This window comes from Paenibacillus sp. FSL H8-0548 (assembly GCF_038630985.1).
Lineage (GTDB): Bacteria > Bacillota > Bacilli > Paenibacillales > Paenibacillaceae > Pristimantibacillus.
In genome coordinates, this window is record NZ_CP152049.1 from 5144837 (window position 1) to 5166178 (window position 21342).

The 21342-nt window shown below is 45.5% G+C and carries 18 protein-coding genes; 2 read left to right on the forward strand and 16 right to left on the reverse strand.

Going from position 1 to position 21342, the window contains the following annotated elements; translation table 11 throughout:
* Window positions 1-37: 37 nt before the first annotated feature.
* Window positions 38-184: a YqzM family protein gene (locus MHI37_RS22330; protein ID WP_144023693.1), complete on the forward strand. Its 147-nt coding sequence runs from the start codon at window positions 38-40 to the stop codon at window positions 182-184.
* 471 nt (window positions 185-655) lie between these two features.
* Here the strand turns inward: MHI37_RS22330 and MHI37_RS22335 are convergent, their stop codons facing one another.
* The 8 genes from MHI37_RS22335 to MHI37_RS22370 form a co-directional block, all read right to left on the reverse strand.
* Window positions 656-2641 (reverse strand): hypothetical protein, encoded by a 1986-nt coding sequence (locus tag MHI37_RS22335; protein WP_076337254.1) that lies wholly within the window; start codon window positions 2639-2641, stop codon window positions 656-658.
* A 546-nt stretch (window positions 2642-3187) separates the two neighbouring features.
* Window positions 3188-3430 (reverse strand): YezD family protein, encoded by a 243-nt coding sequence (locus tag MHI37_RS22340; RefSeq protein ID WP_076337255.1) that lies wholly within the window; start codon window positions 3428-3430, stop codon window positions 3188-3190.
* A gap of 26 nt (window positions 3431-3456) precedes the next feature.
* Window positions 3457-4341, reverse strand: coding sequence for a sulfate ABC transporter permease subunit CysW (gene cysW / locus MHI37_RS22345; protein ID WP_076337256.1), 885 nt, complete (start codon window positions 4339-4341; stop codon window positions 3457-3459).
* An 18-nt stretch (window positions 4342-4359) separates the two neighbouring features.
* The gene (gene cysT, locus MHI37_RS22350) at window positions 4360-5193 is read right to left on the reverse strand and encodes a sulfate ABC transporter permease subunit CysT (protein ID WP_076337257.1); all 834 of its coding nucleotides are present in this window, start codon (window positions 5191-5193) and stop codon (window positions 4360-4362) included.
* A 34-nt stretch (window positions 5194-5227) separates the two neighbouring features.
* Window positions 5228-6331, reverse strand: coding sequence for a sulfate ABC transporter substrate-binding protein (locus tag MHI37_RS22355; protein ID WP_076337268.1), 1104 nt, complete (start codon window positions 6329-6331; stop codon window positions 5228-5230).
* A gap of 439 nt (window positions 6332-6770) precedes the next feature.
* A complete protein-coding gene (gene dnaI, locus MHI37_RS22360) occupies window positions 6771-7727 on the reverse strand; it encodes a primosomal protein DnaI (protein WP_076337269.1) in 957 nt (318 codons plus the stop codon).
* A gap of 18 nt (window positions 7728-7745) precedes the next feature.
* Entirely contained in the window at window positions 7746-9281 is a 1536-nt protein-coding gene (locus MHI37_RS22365) for a helicase DnaB (protein WP_076337258.1), read from the reverse strand.
* 105 nt (window positions 9282-9386) lie between these two features.
* Complete coding sequence (locus MHI37_RS22370; RefSeq protein WP_076337259.1) at window positions 9387-9677, reverse strand: YuiB family protein; 291 nt, start codon at window positions 9675-9677, stop codon at window positions 9387-9389.
* 164 nt (window positions 9678-9841) lie between these two features.
* On the opposite strand from MHI37_RS22370, the gene hemQ reads away from it, so the two are divergent.
* Entirely contained in the window at window positions 9842-10588 is a 747-nt protein-coding gene (hemQ, locus tag MHI37_RS22375) for a hydrogen peroxide-dependent heme synthase (RefSeq protein ID WP_076337260.1), read from the forward strand.
* Window positions 10589-10731: 143 nt separating this feature from the next.
* Here the strand turns inward: hemQ and MHI37_RS22380 are convergent.
* The 8 genes from MHI37_RS22380 to MHI37_RS22415 all read right to left on the reverse strand — a co-directional run bounded on the left by MHI37_RS22380 (window position 10732) and on the right by MHI37_RS22415 (window position 21268).
* Window positions 10732-12287, reverse strand: a protein-coding gene (locus tag MHI37_RS22380; protein ID WP_342556510.1) for an IS3 family transposase whose coding sequence is annotated in 2 segments (ribosomal slippage) — window positions 10732-11657 and window positions 11657-12287 — 1557 coding nt in all. Because the reading frame shifts where the segments join, the coding sequence is not laid out codon by codon here.
* A gap of 229 nt (window positions 12288-12516) precedes the next feature.
* Window positions 12517-13530: an ABC transporter substrate-binding protein gene (locus MHI37_RS22385; RefSeq protein WP_076337945.1), complete on the reverse strand. Its 1014-nt coding sequence runs from the start codon at window positions 13528-13530 to the stop codon at window positions 12517-12519.
* A 37-nt stretch (window positions 13531-13567) separates the two neighbouring features.
* Window positions 13568-14629 carry an ABC transporter ATP-binding protein gene (locus MHI37_RS22390; RefSeq protein ID WP_076337946.1) on the reverse strand — a complete coding sequence of 354 codons (1062 nt, stop codon included), beginning with the start codon at window positions 14627-14629 and terminating at the stop codon, window positions 13568-13570.
* On the reverse strand, window positions 14613-16286 hold the full coding sequence (locus MHI37_RS22395; protein WP_076337947.1) for an iron ABC transporter permease: 1674 nt from the start codon (window positions 16284-16286) through the stop codon (window positions 14613-14615). Before MHI37_RS22395 ends, MHI37_RS22390 begins: the two co-directional genes overlap by 17 nt.
* A gap of 41 nt (window positions 16287-16327) precedes the next feature.
* Window positions 16328-17392 (reverse strand): ABC transporter substrate-binding protein, encoded by a 1065-nt coding sequence (locus tag MHI37_RS22400; protein ID WP_076337948.1) that lies wholly within the window; start codon window positions 17390-17392, stop codon window positions 16328-16330.
* A gap of 209 nt (window positions 17393-17601) precedes the next feature.
* Window positions 17602-18867 carry a PTS ascorbate transporter subunit IIC gene (locus MHI37_RS22405; protein ID WP_076337949.1) on the reverse strand — a complete coding sequence of 422 codons (1266 nt, stop codon included), beginning with the start codon at window positions 18865-18867 and terminating at the stop codon, window positions 17602-17604.
* An 11-nt stretch (window positions 18868-18878) separates the two neighbouring features.
* Complete coding sequence (locus tag MHI37_RS22410; protein ID WP_076337950.1) at window positions 18879-19178, reverse strand: PTS sugar transporter subunit IIB; 300 nt, start codon at window positions 19176-19178, stop codon at window positions 18879-18881.
* Window positions 19175-21268, reverse strand: coding sequence for a PRD domain-containing protein (locus MHI37_RS22415; RefSeq protein ID WP_076337951.1), 2094 nt, complete (start codon window positions 21266-21268; stop codon window positions 19175-19177). Before MHI37_RS22415 ends, MHI37_RS22410 begins: the two co-directional genes overlap by 4 nt.
* Window positions 21269-21342 lie beyond the last annotated feature (74 nt).

Genomic DNA, 21342 nt, shown 5'->3' on the forward strand with positions numbered 1-21342 from the left:
TTGAAGCAGTCGGTCTTTTTCAAGGAGGACGTCAACGATGGAAAACGTAAGAGACCCGCGCGAGCATTATAACGAAGAGCCTCGCCATGACTTGATGGATGTCGTATTCGGCTTTGGCGGAATGCTCGGTTTTATGACCGTCATTTTCGCTGCAGCGGTTATCGTGAAATTCATCATTTCATAAGGAAAAAGGAGCAGCCTGCTGCTCCTTTTTTTATTGCCCTCGAATCGGGCATAACGGCTGTTCACGTTCCTCGGTTTTTTAAGACTACCGCCGCAATAGAATAGTATCATAGATTGCGAACGTTATCCGTAAAGCTGCTGCCTCCTCCTATTCTCCACTCCTGCAGTAACTTCGTGTATTTGAGCCACTATGAGGGATCTATCCTGCACTCCTGCAGTAACTTCGTGTATTTGAGCCACTATGAGGGATCTATCCTGCATAATCGCAGTAGAATCGATTATCATAGATCCTTTTCGCTCGTAATCAGAGGTCTATCCTGCATGGAGTGCAACATAGGCCTCTGCAAGCGCGAATAAATGGCATCTATCCTGCTAGAGTGCAGGATAGACGCCATACACAGTAGTGCTTATACGTTGCTAAATACGCATTCTTCAGCTTTATCCGCTGGTACTACTCCACTTCCGCAGCCGTTTAGCTTGCGTTCACTTCACTAGGCAATGGCTTGGAATAAGCTCCTCTTGACCCGCTTCCCATCAAATAAGGATACAATAATATAAGTCCGAGCACATAAAGCAGCAGCGCAAATAATGCCGGAGATAGATGCAAAAAATCAACATATCCAATAGATAAATGTACGCTGAGGCCCGCATAAAAGCCTGGAATTCCCCCAAGCAGAAGCGTCCACCATAACCATCTTGCTCCCGGCTGAATCCCCCATAAGGCAATGATCAGAATAGCGAGCGCATCGCATAGAAGCGCGCCGCCAAAGCCCGCTCTATCATGAGCGATCAGCGGAATCAGCTTCAAATTCGTTTCGTTCAGCTCGGCATGCGAGGTGTTCAAATAAACAAGATCCGACTGAACGAACACCTGCGAAATACCAACCCCCGAAATCGTTAACCCACCAATTGCGAGCGCAAAGCCTAGTACAACTAAGCATAGCTGACCCCACATCGCACGGCGCCACGTCGAATCATTCCTTACATTGACAGGCAACCGATATGGCTGATCCGGATTTCTTCGCATCGATAGCAGAAACATCGGTAATAAGAGAACAGCGGCAAGTGCATGCAGCGGATCAAAATAGCCATAGCCAAGGTACAAAAAGAAGCTCAAAAAACCAACTATTCCCGATACAGCCAGCGCCGTCCTCGCCCAGTGGAGACCGTGCCGCAATCCATGCCTAGCAAGCTGAAAATAAATAATTCCTATGGAGATCATCGTGCCCGAGAGCGTAATTCGATCATGGGACATAAAATGCAGCAAATTGTGGTTCACCAGATGCAGCTCGTCCAACGTCATATTTAAAAATAACAAATCGTAAGGCAGCAGTACCGTCGTTGCTGCAACTATCCAAGAGATCACGCCACCGATAATCATCCCGATGCCAAGCAGGCACATCCAGCCCCAATGCTTCCAGAAGGAAGGTGCCGTCTGGGCCGGCTCATGCTGAATCTGCTCGTAGATGATAGCCTCATTCATTCTCTTCGGCAGCCCTGGCCCTGCATAAACGAGACCGCTATGAAGCATAATCGCATTCGCGCCAGCCTGCAGCAGGTCCAGCGCATCCTGCGGCTCATGTGCGCCACCACCGGCCTTAATGATGAAATCAGATGTAATAGTATCTTGGCTGCGGAGAAGCTTTATTTTGGACAAGGTAGACGCTTTAGCAGCTTTCCCTACCACTGAGCGATATCCTTCTTCTGCTCCAGCACAAATCGCCTCGCCAATAACTACTCCACTCCACATCTCCAGCCCCGTTATATCCAGCAGCGCGACAAGCTGCTCATCTGGAAGCTCCGGAGGAACATATAGAAATAAAGGCTTCTTCTGATGGGGTTGCGATGATCGATAGCTAGACAATCCTGTTAGGATAGCTGCAGCATCTGCCCAGCTCCGTGAAGCCTGCAGCACATCAACGTAAAAGCCAGCTGCCCCAGCATCGCTTAGCTTGATCAGCAGCCTTTCAAGCTCATGAAGAGCCTGCTCAGGCGCAGCGAGCGGCATTGGCGATATACGCGCCAGCTGCGGCAGCCGATGCCTGGGCTTTGCGATATATTCAGCGAATCGCTCTCCCCCTTCATTCTCAAAGTAATTCGGATATTGAATATTTTCGTGTGCGATGTCATTCACGATCGGCACAGCATTGTGAATAGGCGCTATCGTAATCGGTCCATATTCAATGAAACCAATTCCGAACTGCGCTAAGGCTCCATGCGCTATCGCTTGCGGGTCTAATCCGCCGGACAGCCCAATGGGCGTTTCGACAGCAATGCCTGCTAAGCTCCGCTTCAGCAGCGGTGACGGCTCCATGTGGCCAAGCGTCTTAATAACGAATGTGCCGCCTGGTATTTTGCTTAGTGTACCGATTGCTGTTAAGGTTAGTGCTCTGCTCAAACGGGATGGAAGCTTAAATAAAAGCGGTCGAAACAACGTTTGGTACGACCAATCCGGCATCGTCATTCTCCTTATCCAAATCTCAATTGCTTTACACCATTCTAGAAAACAAATAAGCGTTGTGCAATATAAAGCTTTGCGAAGGTTTTACAGAAAAGGATAAATGTGATACTTACGCTTTCCTATATTTCAGAACAAAATCACCCTTACGGATGATTGGAAATCGCGGTCGCGTCAGCTCACACTTCTAACGGAAACCACAGACGCTAAATCGCCTTTATTTTTCGTTTCAAGATTCTAACGGAAACACGCGCCTCTATTTGTACCCTACATGCCCGATTTCGCTTCATTTCTGAGGAATAGTGTCTCTGGCTTCCGTTAAAATGTGACGCTAACCCAAAATGCAACTTTAGCGTCTCTGGCTTCCGTTAGCTTTCGTTATCTGCTCACTGGCTGCTGCCGTAGCATCATGATCAACAGGTTCAGAGGATGCATAGTTTCCTATACACAAATAAAACGACTCTATGCCCGTAGGCATAGAGTCGTTTCTTAACGTATGATGATCATTCGCTCTAATCCATTACGCCCCTTTATCGAATAAAGGAATTACTGAACGATACGAAGCGCATCGCCTGAGGACTGGCTCTCACGCTGCTTCGATTGCTGCTGCAGTCCGGACGGAGCCTGCTGCTTCTGAGAGGGGCTGTCATAACGCGTTCTTTCCGTCCGGTCAATTTGTACGATTCTTCCATCATGAACGGTTATCGTCACATGTCCATAATGAAGACCGCTTACCTGCTCTGCGATTCGCTCCAGCCACTGCTGATCCACTTCCAACGGCTTTGACATTTTGTATCCCTCCATCAGAATTCATTTTAATCGGTTACTTCTACTGACTTTTGTTGGCCGGACTTCCATTCCACTATGCTTTTCACGATCAAAGTAACGACCGCAAGCATAACTAGCAAGGAAGCAACGGCGAATGAAGCCGAGAATTGATACTCATTGTACAAAATCTCAATATGCAGCGGCAGCGTATTCGTTTCTCCGCGAATATGGCCTGAAACGACCGACACAGCGCCAAATTCGCCCATTGCACGAGCATTACATAAGATTACGCCGTACAATAATCCCCATTTGATATTAGGCAAGGTTACCTTCCAAAAGATTTGCCAGCCCTTAGCGCCTAAGCTCGCGGCTGCTTCCTCCTCTTGGACACCTTGTGCCTGCATAAGCGGAATAAGCTCACGGGCTACAAAAGGAACGGTAACGAACACGGTGGCAAGCACGATACCCGGAACAGCGAATATGATCTGAATGCCCCGCTCATCGAGCCAAGGTCCGAGAAAGCCTTGTGCGCCAAACAGCAGCACATAAATCAAGCCCGAAATGACTGGCGACACAGCGAATGGCAAATCGATTAATGTTATCAAAATATTTTTGCCGCGAAAACGAAATTTGCTTATGGCCCAAGCGGCTGCCACGCCAAAAACCGTATTGACAGGAACAGCGACCAAGGCAACGATCAATGTAAGTTTAAGTGCCGATAAAGCATCGGGCTCCGTAATAGCGGCGATGTATACGCCTACGCCCTTCTTAAAGGCTTCAATGAACACCGATGCCAGCGGCAGCAGCACGACGAGTGCTAGAAACAGCAGCGCAATTCCAATTAATATCCATTGTACAGGAGCAGACTCTGTAACATGTTTCGGGCGTTTCGATGCTTCATTATTGGTATGAACCGTAATTGCTCCAGCCATAGTGATGATGCTCCCTTCTTAGTCCGATACTGTGCGGCGATTCATTCGCCACTGCAGCAAATTAATGACTAGCAGCATGAGGAAGGAAACAACCAGCATAACGAGAGCAATGGCAGTAGCACCCGCATAATCGTACTGCTCCAACTTCGTCATAATAAGCAGCGGCGTAATCTCTGTCTTGAGGGGCATATTGCCGGAAATGAAGACGACCGAGCCGTACTCTCCGATGCCTCTTGCAAATGCCAGCGCAAAGCCGGTTAAGAGTGCTGGCATGAGCTCAGGCAATATGACCTTCCAGAAGGTTCGCAGCCGATAGGCGCCAAGCATAACTGCCGCTTCCTCCGTCTCCTTCTCCATATCCTGCAGCACCGGCTGCACAGTACGAACGACAAACGGAAGACCTATAAAGATTAGGGCTATCGTAATTCCGATTGGAGTGTACGCAACCTTAACGCCTAATGGAGCGAGCAACGAGCCTACCCATCCGTTTGGGGCATAAATAGCCGTTAAGGCTATGCCTGCTACTGCTGTTGGCAGTGCAAAGGGCAAATCTACAAGGCTGTCAATGATCTTCTTTCCCGGAAACCGATAACGCACCAGCACCCATGCGATCAATAGGCCGAACACGGCATTAACCAGCCCTGCAAAAAAAGCGGTAAAGAAACTGATCCGATAGGACGCAACGACACGCGCATTCGTAATCGTACTCCAAAACTCGGACCAAGTGAGCTCTGTCGTTTTGAAAAAAACGGCAGTCAGCGGAATCAGAACGATGAGGCTCAGGTAGAACAATGTAAATCCTAGTGATATGCCAAAACCCGGAAGAACGTTACGGGACTTGGAACCTTTCATGTGAAGTCAGCCCCAATCTTGTTCAATTCGCATATTATGAGCCAGGTGTATAGATTTTATCGAATACCCCATCGTCAGCAAAATGCTTCGTTTGCGCTTCTTCCCAGCCGCCAAAGTCTTTGTCGATTGTAAGCAGCTCAAGCGTTTTAAACTGTTCTGTATACTTTGCTGCCACTGCTTCAGAAATCGGACGGTAGTAGTTTTCAGCGGCAATTTCTTGACCTTCCTCTGTATAGAGGTATTTCAAGTAAGCCTCGGCAACTTCACGAGTACCACGGCTATCAACCACCTTGTCAACAACAGCTACCGGCGGCTCTGCCAAAATGCTCAGCGATGGATATACAATTTCAAATTTATCTGGTCCAAGCTCATTAATGGAAAGGAATGCTTCATTCTCCCATGCAAGCAACACATCGCCAATTCCGCGTTCTACGAAAGTAGTTGTTGATCCGCGTGCGCCGGAATCGAGCACTGGCACATTCTTGAACAGAGCAGCAACAAACTCCTGTGCTTTCGCTTCATCGTTGCCGTTTTGCTTCAAAGCATAGCCCCATGCAGCCAAGTAGTTCCAGCGTGCACCGCCTGAGGTTTTCGGATTAGGCGTTATGACCTCAACTTTATCCTGGATCAGATCATTCCAATCCTTAATTCCTTTCGGATTTCCTTTGCGAACAAGAAATACGATAGTGGATGTATAGGGTGCGCTGTTATGCTCGAATTGGGACTGCCAATCAGCCTTGATCAAGCCAGGCTCTACAATAGCGTCGATATCATAGCCAAGAGCGAGCGTTACAACATCCGCTTTCAGACCATCGATAACTGCGCGGCCTTGCTTGCCAGATCCGCCATGCGATTGCTTGATAGTAACGTCTTGACCTGTCTCAGCCTTCCAATGCTTCGAGAAAGCGTCGTTAAATGCTACGTAAAGCTCACGAGTTGGATCATACGATACATTGAGCAGCTCCACTGGAGGCTTAGGCTCTTCTTTTACCGGTGCATCCGTTGCTGCTGTATTTGTTGCCGCAGGTTTATTCGTTTGTTTGTTTGATGAATTATTGCCTCCTTGACCGCAAGCAGCCAAAACAAGCACCAAAGCCAATAGGATAACGACCGAACGAATATAAGACACTTTTTTCAACATTCCATACACCCCTTTTGATTTTTACAGGCTAATAAGAAACACTTGCACATCTGTACTAAACGTCTTTTGCGTGCTTCTTCCAAAATTGGTGTTTACTCCGGTTCGTCCGGTCGGAAACCACTAATCCTACCCGTTTAGTTGGTTATGAAAGAATCTTACCAGCGCTCCCCATATACTGTCAATACTTAATTTCAAAAAAATGATAAGTTTGATAAGATCGCCTTATAATCTAGCTAAATTAGCTTACTTTTGCGTAACATCACTAAACTTGTTCGTATTTCCCATTCATTTGGAAGCCCTTTCATCCGTTGCGGAATAAAGAAGCTGATTTTTATTTATGAATATTAGGGTGCGATCATCTCTGATAAAACAATAATAGCTCTGGTTAGACAGATCCTTATAAGCAGGATTCTGCCAACCAAAGCTATTGTTGTTTTTATTTACGTCCACGCTTATTCTCGCCTTTTACCATAACAACCTCTACATAGGGGCGTATACGATCCATCAGCCTTTGTCCCTTATGCTGCTCATCGCCGTCCTTGCTCGTGAAGCTGAAATGCTTCTCCAGCGCATCCAACTCGTAATTCGATGTGTAAAAAGTCGGCTTTCGCTGCATCCGATAATTCAAAATTGCGCCAAGCACGTGATCCCTAACCCAAGGGTTCAAATTTTCCGCCCCCATATCATCAAAGATAAGCAGATCGGTCTCCTTCATCATCTCGACGGTTTCCTTCAGCTTACCCGGCTCATGCATCAGCGACTTCAAATCCTCAACAAAATCAGGCATATAGACGATTACGCCAGAGTAACCGGCTTTGGCCAGCTCGTGCAGCAGGTAGCACATCAGATAAGTCTTGCCTGTTCCGAAGCGTCCCGCCAAATACAAGCCTTCTTCTTGCAAGCCATTCTCTTTTGTTCGATCAATATAACGAAGGATCTGACCAACAGCCTTTGTTCGCTCTTTGTCACTTTCCAAGATCTCGTCCAAGGAGTAGCCGCGCTGCAGCGCCTTCTCATCAATATAGAAGCTGCGCACACGGCTGCGGATCTGATTTTCGGTTTGACGGGCATTGAATTTTTTACAGGCTACCTTGCGGTCATTTAGCTGCGTAAGGCCATTTAACGTTTCCGAGCTCAGCAATGTATAATGTCCCTCAAAATCATTCGGGCATAGATCAAGCCCTGGACAATTCGTACAATTGCGATATTCTGTTACATATTGATACACACGGTTCAAATTCAGACGGATCGTCTGATTATCCAAATCCGGATATTTTAATTTCAGCTTCTCGACAAGCGGATCTGCAAGCAGTTCAGTCAGCTTATGCTCCGCTTGCTCTGTAATGGCTTTGCCCGACGGCCAAGCCTTCAGCAAATCGCCCATGGATTCCATCATCTGCCCACACCGCCTCTATCCTTTGCCTTCTAATTTGCGCGCCAGCTTGCGGAGCTCTTCCAACTCATCAGCCGAAACCTCCGAAGACGCATGATCCTCCTGTACGATCGGGATCGAAGGCTTGCGCGAGGTGCCACGATTGCCGCCTCCGCTGCGCACACCGCCCTTGGCACTGTTATAACCACCGCCGGCATAGCTGAGCGCCGCTTCCTTGCGGCGCTCCTTGTCCTGCTCGACCTGCGCTTGCTCACGCACATAGATGACAGCCTTCTCGAAATTATCGATTTGTTTAACGAGCATATTCGAGGCTACCGCATCCAGAAAAGTTTTCGTCACACGCTGTGCATCATTTGCTCCAATTACATAATGAATGAGTACATTTATAACAGGTCCTGCTAATTTATAATTAAGATCAATGCGTTCGAATACTCTCTCGATCCAATCTGGAATCGCTCCTGGAAAGAATCGCTGCAAAAACCGGGTATGCGGCTCATTTCTCATCAGCATATTGTACTGCTGAACATCGCAGCGTCCAAGCAGCTGATTAGGCACTTCCAAATAATGCTGCTCCTGCACTTCAAATTCTTCGGTTAATTCATCAGAATCAGCAGGCTCCTCATTTGCCTTAACTTGAATGCGCGAAAGCTTGCGCTGCTGCTCGCCCTCCCGCTTCTTATCCTGCCGATAAAATTGATTGGCACGCAATTGAAGCTCATCAATATTAAGCGCTCCGCTCTCACTAAAAATACCGTCCTCATCAAGCAATCGACAAATATCTACAACCGTTAAATTGTATTTGTACGCCACGTAGTTCACCTGCGAGAGCTGCTCTTCGTCGCTCCTTAGACGCTCAACGAATCTGCGATTCGCTGAATTGCGAGGAAAACGCAAAATAATTTCCCCATAGGGTATGCCCGCTGTCGCTTGTACAGGTCTTGCAGAAGCTTGACGTGAAGGTGCAACCTCGGTGAGCGCCTGCTCAAGCTCATCATCTACCGATTGCATATTAAGCTTAAACAGCTCGTAGAAGGGCACAGATATATCTTCTTTCGTCAGCTGTGAACCTGCGAGCTCATCGGGTTCATTTGAGCCAAAGGATTCCCGCAGCGATATGACCGCATACTTCCCTACCTTATCGCGCAGCAGCATCGTCAAATGCATATTGCGAAAAAATTCTGACGGCGATAAAGGCTGTGCAAGCTCGTATTCATATATAACATCTGCATTTTCAGGCACACCTAGTCTTGATGTTTGAAGAAGACCTACCGCCTCGAGCTTCGAAGCCTGCTCAATCAGATGCTTGCGGCCGCGCTCGTTCATCTCCAGCCCAAGTCCGAGAAACAGCTTTCGCTGCGGTTCTATAGAAGAATAACCTGACGTGCCCTCAGCAATTCCGTGATAAAGCTGCTGGTAAAAAGCGACTGCAAAAGCACCAATCATCGGTTGATAGATTAGCGACATCATTTTGTAGTCCAAGCTGCTTAGCGAAAAATCACGAAATATGTAATATCGATGATGTTCCGTATATTGCAATATATTATTGATGCGCATAGCATCAGCTCCATCCTTTACTTTCATTCTATCATTTTAGCATAAAAACCTCGGTTCATGATGACTCAAAAAATAGAAAAATCCCCCGAATGAGGGATTTCCCGATTAAAACATTTTGTAGCCGCCCTTGCGAAGCGCCTGAATGGCCCAGCCGCTCACATAAGCGCCGATCAGCGCTCCAATGACGGGTATGTAGTCGATGACCGTGTAATGGGCGAAATTCTCTATCGTAGCTGTCGCTGAGTCATCCCACGGCGCCCAAATGCCTAGCGGGATCAAGACGAGAATAAATAAATATATTGGAAACCAAGTCGTTTTTAATAGCATATTCAGAATAAATCCAATACCAAACATCATAACTAAAAACAACACTGTCGCTATAATTAATTGAAGCATTCGAACTTCCCTCCTCAGACTCTCGTTTATTAGTTTAATTAATGGTTAAGAGGAAGTCAATTGGCCGCGGGCAAATGTCACAAGACCGCCATTTGCTCAGCTCACCCTGATTACGATACAATGAGGGCAGCATCATTATCGAGCTTGAAAGGAGCATTAATTCAATGAGTGAAGCAGCACAAACATTAGAAGGCTGGTACGCGCTGCATGATTTCCGCAGCATCGACTGGACCGCTTGGCGATTGGCTGATGAAAGCGAGCGCAGCCGCGCGCAGGACGAGCTGCAATCATTCCTGCAGCAATGGGCAGCCGTAGAAGAAAATAAAGAAGGCAGTACAGCTGTCTATTCCATTGTAGGACAGAAGGCTGATTTTGTATTCATGCATTTGCGTGAAACGCTGGAGGAGCTAAACGCGATTGAGACGGCCTTCAACAAAACAACCTTCGCAAGCTTCACCTACCCTGTGCACTCCTATGTAAGCATCGTGGAGCTTAGCAACTACATGGCACAGCCAGGCACTGATCCGTTGCAAAATCCGGACATCATCGCAAGGTTGAAGCCTACGCTGCCTAAAGCGAAGCATATCTGCTTCTATCCAATGAACAAGCGGCGCGATGGACAAGACAACTGGTACATGCTTGCAATGGACGAGCGCAAGACGCTTATGCGCAGCCATGGCATGATTGGCCGTACTTACGCAGGCAAGGTTAAACAAATCATTACCGGCTCTGTCGGCTTCGACAACTGGGAATGGGGCGTTACGCTGTTTGCAGACGATGCACTGCAATTCAAAAAGCTGATCTATGAAATGCGATTTGATGAAGTGAGCGCGCGCTATGCGGACTTCGGCGAGTTTTATGTCGGAAATATTTTGGACAGCGAGAAGTTTTCTGCTTTGCTTGCACTATAGAAACTGCTGCCTCCCTTTTTTAGAAAAGGGTAGTAAGCTCGCTATTAGTGGATTAAAGTAGAGCTTTTTTTAAAAAATGGCGGTGCAGTTCATTCCTGTGAACTGCGCCCCGTCAAGTAGACAGTACAAAAAATAAAAGTTAGTTAAGCGGCCTTTGTCCTGAATTCCATGGGACTGAGGCCGTTTAGTTTTGCCTGAAACCGTTCATTATTGTAAAAGTGAATGTAGTCATCGATATCCTTCTTTAGTTCCTCATATGTGTGATAGGTATGCAAATAATACTTTTCACATTTCAGGGTCCCCCAGAAAGATTCCATCGGACCGTTATCAATGCAACGGCCCACTCGGGACATACTCTGCGTCATTTCAGCCTTGTCCAGCATTTCTTTAAACCGCAGTGACGTGTACTGGTAACCACGGTCGCTATGAATCATAGGTTTGCTATGAGGTGCTGCCTGCAAAGCCAACTCCAACGTTTGAAAGACGAGAGGATTATTATTCGAGTGACCGAGTACATAGGAAACAATCGATTTATCATTAAGATCGAGGATGGCGCTTAAATAAGCCTTCTGGCTATGGCCAAACTTAAACTCCGTGACATCCGTAACCCACTTTTCATTCGGCGCTTCCGCTTGAAAGTTGCGGTTAAGCACGTTTTCAGCTACTTGCTGCGGCGTAGAACGATTATACTTCTTTTTCTTTCTGCGGATGACAGACTGGATCCCCTTAATTCTCATCAGTCTTTGCACTCGCTTATGATTAATCGGATGTGGCCATTCTCGACGCATATGCAACGTTAATTGTCGGTAACCAAAGGTACCCTCAACCTTCTCGTACAAAGACATCATTATCTCCGTCAGCTCTCTGTTCTCCACCTCACGTGTACTAGGTGTTCGATTAAGCCACTTGTAATAGCTCGACCTCGGAATCCCAGCAACGCTGCATAAGAGCTGTATGGTTATTGACTCCGTTTGCTGGATGGCTTGAATGGCAAGGTAGATGTTCTCTTGTCGGTGTTGGCTTAAGGTCGCCCCCTTTCGAACTCCTGTAACTTTTTTAAGAAAGCATTCTCAGCCCGGAGTCGCTCGATTTCGTACCCCAGCTTCTTCATCGCGAGCTTTTGCTCATCAACTTCGGTTAACTCTTCAGGCGTCTTGGTACGCCCTCTACCATCTTGCAAAGCATCCTGGCCGCCCTCTGTATACTTTCTCATCCATCCGTACACTTGCTGGTAAGATACCTGGAAATACTTTGCTGTCTTCGTGTAGTCTTGTCCATTCGCAAGGCAGTACAGTACAATGTCGATCCTCTCCTGCCATGTTGTCTTGCGTCCCGTGGTCATAGCTGTTGTTCCCCCTGTATAGGTTTTTAAGCTGCTATGACCATTATACTTATTAATCCAATGAAAGAGAGCTGCTCGACTAGCGATCCTGTACTTATCTATGACTTGGTTCTGCGACAACCCCCCGTTTAGATAATCCATAACCGCTTGATGCTTAATTTCTTTGGAATAACTACGATTGTGTGTGCGGACCTCTAATCCCTCGTAACCGTATAACCGATAACGACGTTGCCAATTTGCAAGCGTAGACATGGCACAGCCATACTTCTTAATAGCTGCCCTTACTCCAATGTGACCAGCTTCGATCTCTTGAAGGATAGCCAATTTTTCCGAGGCGTTCAGTTTATTTCTAGGCATAAAAAATGCTCCCCCTACAGTAAACAGGCTTTAATTATTTCACCTGTCTACCGTATGGGGAGCATATCATTCCTGCACCGCCATTTTCCTTTATTTATTCTCGGCTGCTTTCATAAGCAGATTATGGACAAGTGAAAGCCACCCGCCCGAATGACCATAACCCGCCGCTAATTGGAACCAATAAGAGGGTACACTAGCCGAATTTATCGCTTTTGGCACACCCTCAGCATCATTTCTTCTGTAGCACTTCATTTTTCCATTTCGTTATTAAACGCTCACGATTGCTTCCTGCCCAATTAAAGTCATAGGTTATAACATTTATGGATTGAAGTGAAATAGCTTCCTCTGGCGGTATAGCATCCTGATTTGTAAGCATCTGATAGTTGCCAACCTGCTTGCCGATTTCTTGAGCCTGCTTAGTCAGTGACCAATCGACGAATTTCCGGGCTTCTTCCATGTTCGGCCCATTCTTAATAATTCCGACTCCGCCGATCTCATAGCCTGTCCCTTCCTTCGGAAACGAGATGACGATGTTTTGAAAGCCTTCCTTGTACAATTTAATGGCATCATGCGAAAAAGCAATTGCTGTTCCGACATCTCCCATGCCTGCGGCCCGTCCAGATGTGCTTCCGGAGCTCGTGTATACCGGACTTAATTGATTCAGCTTACGAAAATAGTCAAAGCCCTTCTCTTCCCCAAGCAGCTGTATGATCGTAGCAAGCACCGTATATCCTGTTCCGGATAAATTCGGTGAACCCATTGCGATCATTGTACGATATTCAGGCTTTAATAGATCCTCCCATGATTGCGGTACACTAAGCCCGGTCTGCTGAAGCCATGTCTTGTTAGAAATAAATGCTATCGAGCCAATATAAATACCCGTCCAGTAGCCTTCGGCATCCTTGTATTCCGGATCTATCATTCGTGCATTTATTGATTCATAGGGCTCAAGCAAGCCTTCCTGCTTAGCTTGAACGAAAGTATCCGCTGTTCCGCCAAACCAGACACTAGCGTTCGGATTATCCTTCTCCTTGCGTATGCGCTCCAGCACCTCTCCAGCAGACAATCTGGTGTAGGATACTTTGATCCCCGTTTCCTTCTGAAACATTTCTATCGCTCTAATGGCATGATCCTCATACAAGCCTGCATAAATAACAAGACTTCCTGAAGATTTCATGCTGCAAGAAGCTAGAAAGAGAGTAAGGATAGCAAGCAGCAACACACTTCGTATCATACGTATCATTGCTTCCCCTCCCCCTCTTTCTTTATGGCCTTATCATTTAAATGACGTGCAAAGAATGTTCAGCGAATTGAAGAGATACACGTTCGCCTTCTTTGAAAACATTTTCTTGAACCGGATTATGCTCAGAAATTTGAATGATCTGTCCGTCATATTCCACTTCATACTCCTGGGAACGACCCATAAATACACTTTTTTGCACGACTCCAATATGAGTTTGACCTCTTGTTAGCGATACGGCCTCAGGACGAATAACGACAGTTACATGATCATTCACCTTAAAGCCGGTTCGGAACACCTTTAACACTCCAGATGCTGAGCTAACCAGTATATGATCCGATTCTACAGCCTTTACGACTCCATCAATGAAGTTTGCTGTGCCGATAAAGTCCGCTACAAACTTTGATTTAGGTCTTTGATAAATTTCCATCGGACTGCCATACTGCTCAATTTTCCCTTTATTCATAACGATAATTAAATCGCTCATGCTCATCGCTTCGCTTTGATCATGCGTTACATAAATGGCTGTAATGCCAATTTGCTGCTGTATTCTGCGAATTTCATCCCTCATGACAACTCTAAGCTTTGCATCAAGATTGGACAAGGGCTCATCGAATAAAAGCACCCCAGGCTCCATAACAAGCGCGCGTGCCAACGCAACACGCTGCTGCTGACCGCCAGACAGCTGAGACGGCATCCGCTCTTTATAATCCCCTAAGTTCATAATATCCAGCACACCGTTAACCTTCGATAAAATCATATCTTTGGATAACTTTTTAATTCGAAGGCCATATGCAATATTATCAAAAATATTCATATGCGGGAATAACGCATAGGATTGGAATACCATCGTGCAATCGCGCTGGTTAGGTGGAATATCATTTACTTTCTCATCACCAAAATAAATTTCTCCATCGGAAATTTCCTCAAAGCCTGCTACCATGCGGAGCGTTGTCGTTTTACCACAGCCAGAAGGACCGAGCAGCGTAACGAATTGACCAGCCTTTATTTCAAGATTGACATCCTCAACCGCATATTTCGATTTACCTTGATCTGTGCCATATGATTTGCAAATGTTTTTTAAACTAACTGTTTTTGCCATATTGTTTCCTCCTATTCGTTCCACTCAGCCAATTCACCAACAAGTTCAACAATATTAGCGCGATCACCATAATAATGATAAGAATGGTACAGTAAGCACTGGCAGCGCCAATACGTCCGGCTTCAACTTGAGCCATAATGGATGCTGTAATTAGGTTGTATTTAGCTGATATTAGAAAGATTACCGCGCTCATAGCTGTCATGCTTTTTACAAAGCTGTTCACTAGCCCGCTGAAAAAAGCAGATTTTATTAACGGCAATACCACACTTGTAAATACCTTCGTCTGGCCTGCCCCCAAATTAGTAGCCGCTTCTTCAATGCTCGGATCTATTTGCTGCAATGCGGCTACACCAGATCTTATCCCTACCGGCATTGCACGTACAACGAAAGCTGCGACGATAATGATACCAGTCCCCGTCAGTGCCAAAGGAGCTTTGTTAAAAGCAAGAATGTAGCCAATACCGATTACCGTACCTGGAACTGCGATAGACAGCATGCTTACGGCTTCGAGTGCCTTCTTGCCGACGAACTTTTTACGAACGATTAAATAAGCAAATATCATACCTAGCAATCCAGCTATCGGAGTCGCAATTAAAGCAAGCATCAATGTGTCCTTAATCGCTTTCTCACCGAGGGTTAGAACATATTTATAGTGATCCAGCGTAAAGCTGTTGTTTATCCCCCAAAGCTTGATAAACGATCCTACTGGAACTAATGCATAGAAAGCAATAACGACAACCGTAATGATCAAACAAATAACGAACAGAACATTTTTAATGGGCCCTGACTCGATCATGCGACGAGCACCCGTAGGTTTCCCCGTAACCGTTACATAGCTTTTTTTGCCGACCCAGAAGTTTTGCAAAATATAAATAATAATCGTAATCGTTAACAGAAGCATTGCGAGCGCTGCGCCTGCTTGCATATTATAACTTCCGACAGCTTGCAGATAGATTTCACGAGCAACCGTCGAATAGTTTCCTCCAATCGTCATCGGATTGCCGAAATCGGCAAGCGATTGGACGAAAACGAGCAGAAACGCATTGGCAATCCCCGGAATGGAGAGCGGAAGCGTGACAGAAACGAACGTTTTCCATTTGCCTGCGCCCATATTTTGACTCGCTTCTTCAAGCGAAGGGCTGATCGAACGTAGCAGTCCAGATAACGTAAGAAAGGCTATAGGAAAGAAAGATAACGTTTGAACAAGTACTAGACCGTGCAGACCATAAATGTTGGCATTTTCAAATCCGAATAAATGTTTCGTTATTAAACCTTGTTTGCCTAACAAAAGCATAGCGGATAGTGCGATTACAAATGGCGGTGAAATAACCGGCAGGATAGCAATGGCATTAAACAACCTTTTAAAAGGAACATTTACATAAGCAAAGGTATAAGCAAACATATAGGCAATTGCAGTAGACAACGTTGCAGAAATCGTGGCTAATAGTAAAGAGTTAGTCAGGGAGCGAAATAGCCCCCCGCCTGACAACACCCTCTCATAGCCTTCCATCCCGAATTGCCCATCGTTCCCCGCAAAGCTTGATTTTAGTATTTGAAACAAAGGGAATACTATAAATACAACTAAACTGAGCGTGACCAACACGATTAAAATCGGCAGGAGCGGCTCGCGCTTGAATCTTTTAAACATTGCGCTCATACAAGCTCTCTCCCCTTTCAGGATGTTAAACTAGCTAATTATTATTTGCTTACATCTGAATTCCATTTATCAATGATACGTTGACGCTGCGAGCCAGCCTCTGCAATGTCATAATCGATGAGAGTGATTTTGCTCATGTCCACAGCTTGTTCAGGACCTACTGCATCGCGGTTCGTAATATTTTGGAAGCTGCCCACTGTTTTACCGATTTCTTGTGCCGGAGGCGACAAAGCCCAGTCAACGAACGCTTTAGCAAGATCTTGGTTTTTCGAGTTTTTGATGATGCCAATCGAGCCTGTTTCATAACCCGTACCATCTTCAGGGAATGACATAACAAGATTATCGAAGCCTTCTTCTTGGTACTTGATAATGTCATGTGCGAACAAGATGCCTACGCCGGCTTCGCCCATGCCGACCATACGTCCAGGTGCCGCTCCGCTGGTTGTGTACTGCTGTACTTGGGGATGAAGCTGTTTCAAATAATCAAAGCCCCTCTCTTCATCGCCAAACGCTTTAAGAATACTGTAAATCGCTGTATACGCTGTTCCTGATGAGGCAGGAGAAGCCATTACAATTTCACCTTTAAGCTTCGGATCAGTCAAATCAGACCATTTGGTTGGAGCTTCAAGCCCTTTCTTTGCCAAAAACTCTTTGTTGGATGCAAAAGCAACCGCCCCTACATAAACGCCTGTCCAGTAACCATCTGGATCTTTATATTTGGCCTCAATTTTATCTGCTACAGGAGATACATAAGGCTCCAGCAGGTCTTCCGTTACAGCTTGTACAAAAGTATCGGCAGGGCCGCCGTACCAAACGCTTGCTTGGGGATTATCCTTTTCCGCACGTATTTTAGCTAAAATTTCACCAGCGGACATCCGAATCATTTCAGCTTGAATGCCTGTGTCTTTCGTAAATTGATCAATAGCTTTAACGGCATGATCCTCTTGGAATCCGATATAAACGGTCAGCTTTCCTTTTGGTTTCGAAGCTTCAGGCTGGCCTGTGCTGTTCGCAGCATTGCCTGCGTTCCCATTTGAACTACAACCTACGAACATTGTCGCTGCTAATGCAACTGTCGCTAATTTCCCAATCCAACTTTTCTTCATTACTGACGACCTCCTCTATTTGTTTGAACAAGACCTATTATATTGGTTCCGCTTACAGTATTGGTAGATTAACGTTTTGCCGTTTCGTTCGGCAAAAAAGTACACAATTGCGCAGACCGTAAACCCTTAATCTCGGCCACACCCAACGCTTAAGTGGACACAGCAAAAAAGGGCTCCAGAGGGAGCCCTTTCAGGGGAATTAGCAGCATCTAAAAAATCCAATTCAATAGATTGCTGACTATGATGCCGACAATAGAGAAGTCGCTATCTGCAAACGTCGTTCTTAAATAGCCCAAATTGGATAGTAAGGGGACAAGAAATACAGGCAGCAGCGTCAATATGAAGCCATGGATGAGCGATGCGGCAACTAGCCCTCTTTTTCCACCCATCTGATAAGCAATAACTCCAGCAGCTCCGCCAGAAAAAAAATTCGGAATGATTCCAGGTATAATAACGGTATATTGCAGCTGCATCATCATCATCATAGCCGCAAATCCACCGGCAAAGCTAAGGAGAAAGCCTGTAACCGCTGCTACTGGAGCATAGCTATATAGCACCGGGCAATCCAAGGCGGGAATGGCACCTGGCACGATACGGTCAGCTATGCCCTTAAATGCAGGAACAATCTCAGAGAGCATCATGCGTACGCCTGCGAGCACGATAAAGCAGCCACCAGCAAACCAAGTCGCTTGAATAACGGATACTATAATAAAATGCCGCCCTGCAAACATATTTTCAATGCTGCCTGCAGGAGAAAATATGCTAGCAATCACAAAGAGGATGAAAGTAAAGCAGAAGATAACGACCATATGGTCTTGAAATAACACCGTCAGCTTCGTCTTCTTTAAAGGCTTCTCCTGCGGTTTCTTCGTTTTTAGGAGTGAGCCTACAAAACCTGCCACTAAATAACCGACGCTGTTAAAGTGTCCAATTGCAAATTGATCTCCCCCAATAACCTTTCTAACATAACGCTGCGATAACATGGGGGCGGCAGACATGCTTCCGGCCAAAATAATACCGCCGAAAAGCATCGTCTCCCATGTTTCCATCGAGCCCGATACCAGCAAGCCAGCAAGCAGTGCTGCCATAAACAGCATATGATGGCCGGATAAAAAAATATATTTAACTGGAGTGAATCTTGCAATTACCAAATGAACGATCATTCCTATGAGTAAAATAACGGCCATCTCTTTGCCATAGTTAATTTGCGTCATCGCAGCAATCGTTTCGTTATGCGGAATGATGCCAATAATTTGAAAGCTATTTTGAATAACCGCAGATAAATTTGACAAGGAGGAGCCCGTCTCATTGGCTCCGATCTGCATGAGCTTAAAACCAATCATTGTTTTTATCGTTCCACTTAGCAGCTTTTGAACCGGATGCTTTTGCAGAGAAAGCCCGATAAAAGCAATTAATCCAAGCATGATTGCAGGCTCACCAAATAAGCCATTGTTAAACCACTGGGAGACGTTCATGTCCACTCACCTTATTCTGTCTCGGATAGCCATTGCTGAAAAACAACACTCTTCATCAATTCCTGCTTCACATACTGTCGATTCATAATATCATCTAATCCAATAATTTCAACATCTCCTACATCCTCAATAGAATCCTTAATGAATGACGAGCAAACGATTAATTGTGGTTGATACGAATTTAAAGATGATAAATCTGTATGCACAATAGAAACATTAACATTTAGTTCGACAAGGATAGCTTCAATGTTAATTCTTATCATTAAGCTTGTACCAAGTCCACTATTGCAAGCAACTATAATTTGTCTCATTTACCCTCCATATTCTGTAACCGCTCCCATAAATCATTTGAATCGTTCGCCGTTTTTAAGTAGCTGATAAAGTTAGTATCACTCAGCACTTCTAGAAGCGTACTGAGTGCTGCAATATGCTTCTCCTTATCGACTGCAGCAAGGGTTATCATAAGCCATATCGGATGCTTAGAGGGACCAAATAAGATAGGCTCGTTAAATGTAATCAGACTAAAGGCAGTTTGCGTTACATCCTCCGGCATATAGGCATGCGGAAAATAAATGCCCTGTTGAATAAGAAAAGAGTGCTTATTTAAATGGATCATATCGATAAGCTTCTGCTCATATTGCAGACCAGATGCTCCTCTTTCGATTAATAATTGACTCCCGAAACGAACGGCTGCTTCCCAGTCCATCGTTTGTAATTGCAATTGAATCGATGGTTTTGGCAATAACGAAGTCAATAAAAGTGCCGAATCCGTCTCATCCTCGCTGATGCTCCCGCCCTGATGCAGCAGCAACAGTTCCTCTAATAGCTTATTTCGGTTGGTGACAACCGCGTTACGCTCCACAATATTTATAATATCATTGACGGATTGTATAGCCGTTGCTGTTACCGTCTCTGCTCTGTACGTAATTCCAAAGAAGTTGGCAATGATTTGCTGATCCTTTACGGCGAGCAAAGGCGATACCTTTAACCATGGCACAGCAATCGTATGACCGATATCAATAGTCGTCAGAACGGCATCCGTTTCTGAGGACGTCAATAATGTAGAGTCTTTATAGGAGCATGTTCTCACAATCTCTAATTGCGGAAAAATATAAGAGAGTCTCCGTTTTATGATCGCTGATGTACCAATGCCTGAACCACAAACAATAATGACTCGTTTATTGGCATGAGTTAAATGCGGAGCAATCCCACTCGCCACATGCAGCATAATGTAGCCGATCTCGTTTTGGTCAAACGTAATGGATATGCTGCTCATCACATCGTTCACGACACGCTCTAATATTTTCATTAAAGAACCATATTGCTGCTGAAGCTGACCGAGAAGCGGATTTTTGGATTGAAGGTTAAACTTCGCACGGTAAACCGCGGGCTTCAAATGAATCGACAATCCTTGAATGACTTGCTCCGCTAGCTGCAGCCTGTAGCCCGATTCCTTCTCCACTCTAATGATAATTTCTTTCGCCAGCTCAACGAACAATGTATCCCTAGTCGGCAATTGCTGCTTTTGGGCGCCAAGAATATGCTGGGTGATATAACCAATTTCCGAATGCGGCAATTCGACTTGAAACTGCTGCTCGATCGCCGGAATGACATGCTGCTTGATTAAATGAAACATCTCTGTTCGTTCAAGCTCCTGCAATAGGCTCGAATCAATGTCGATGGAATGGTCATGCTTGATACGTTCCATTGCCATAAGAATATGAAGCGTAACCGTTACATAGCCTGCATCCGCAAACTGCATCTTCATCAATTGCTCCAGCCTCTGAATAGCATCAAAAATCACTTTAACGTCATCAACTCTAAACCAAATATTTTCAGTTGATAACGGCTGCTCTTGACTATCCTTCCGATCAAACATGTAACGAAGAAGCTTGTCCTCCGTAATTTCAGCACGAAGAATTTCCAAGTAGGCGCTTCGCTTCGATTGCTCGCTTCCCGAAACCGATAAATCCCCCTTTTTCTTATTGAATTCCAGATTACGCTGCACAAGCCATTCTTTAATATCTTGCAAATCAACTAAAAGCGTACTTTTGCTAATGCTGTAATCCGCCATAATCATATCCATGGTGACATGAATTTCTTGCAGCAATAACTTTAATAGCAAAGTAACACGCTGCTTCGCATCCATGAAAACAGGCCTTTGGCGTATTTTATCCTCCAGCAATTGCATCTGCTCTGGTGCATGGTTAAGTCTTACGCCATTCGTACGATGCCGTTCAAGTACCACATCATGGCTTCGCAGCCAATCCTCCAGCTGGAGTAAATCATGACGTACTGTACGATCGGATATCCCATATTGATCAATAAGCTGATGAAACGATATATAATCGTCTGCTTCCATAAGCTGCTTAAGAATGCGCTGCTGCCTGCTTGTGATCATCTTCATCACCTTTTGTCATTTATGTCATTATGATAGCATAAAAGGCTCTCGACAAGCAGTAACTCATTACTGTT

Bases quoted from the DNA above. Each gene is read 5' to 3' on its own strand.
- MHI37_RS22385 (WP_076337945.1), bottom strand. From the start codon at position 13,530: ATGATACGTATGATACGAAGTGTGTTGCTGCTTGCTATCCTTACTCTC.
- MHI37_RS22415 (WP_076337951.1), bottom strand. From the start codon at position 21,268: ATGATCACAAGCAGGCAGCAGCGCATTCTTAAGCAGCTTATGGAAGCA.
- MHI37_RS22365 (WP_076337258.1), bottom strand. From the start codon at position 9,281: ATGCGCATCAATAATATATTGCAATATACGGAACATCATCGATATTAC.
- MHI37_RS22400 (WP_076337948.1), bottom strand. From the start codon at position 17,392: ATGAAGAAAAGTTGGATTGGGAAATTAGCGACAGTTGCATTAGCAGCG.
- dnaI (WP_076337269.1), bottom strand. From the start codon at position 7,727: ATGGAATCCATGGGCGATTTGCTGAAGGCTTGGCCGTCGGGCAAAGCC.
- cysW (WP_076337256.1), bottom strand. From the start codon at position 4,341: ATGGCTGGAGCAATTACGGTTCATACCAATAATGAAGCATCGAAACGC.
- MHI37_RS22370 (WP_076337259.1), bottom strand. From the start codon at position 9,677: ATGCTTCAATTAATTATAGCGACAGTGTTGTTTTTAGTTATGATGTTT.
- MHI37_RS22405 (WP_076337949.1), bottom strand. From the start codon at position 18,867: ATGAACGTCTCCCAGTGGTTTAACAATGGCTTATTTGGTGAGCCTGCA.
- MHI37_RS22330 (WP_144023693.1), top strand. From the start codon at position 38: ATGGAAAACGTAAGAGACCCGCGCGAGCATTATAACGAAGAGCCTCGC.
- MHI37_RS22340 (WP_076337255.1), bottom strand. From the start codon at position 3,430: ATGTCAAAGCCGTTGGAAGTGGATCAGCAGTGGCTGGAGCGAATCGCA.
- hemQ (WP_076337260.1), top strand. From the start codon at position 9,842: ATGAGTGAAGCAGCACAAACATTAGAAGGCTGGTACGCGCTGCATGAT.
- MHI37_RS22390 (WP_076337946.1), bottom strand. From the start codon at position 14,629: ATGGCAAAAACAGTTAGTTTAAAAAACATTTGCAAATCATATGGCACA.
- MHI37_RS22395 (WP_076337947.1), bottom strand. From the start codon at position 16,286: ATGAGCGCAATGTTTAAAAGATTCAAGCGCGAGCCGCTCCTGCCGATT.
- cysT (WP_076337257.1), bottom strand. From the start codon at position 5,193: ATGAAAGGTTCCAAGTCCCGTAACGTTCTTCCGGGTTTTGGCATATCA.
- MHI37_RS22410 (WP_076337950.1), bottom strand. From the start codon at position 19,178: ATGAGACAAATTATAGTTGCTTGCAATAGTGGACTTGGTACAAGCTTA.
- MHI37_RS22335 (WP_076337254.1), bottom strand. From the start codon at position 2,641: ATGCCGGATTGGTCGTACCAAACGTTGTTTCGACCGCTTTTATTTAAG.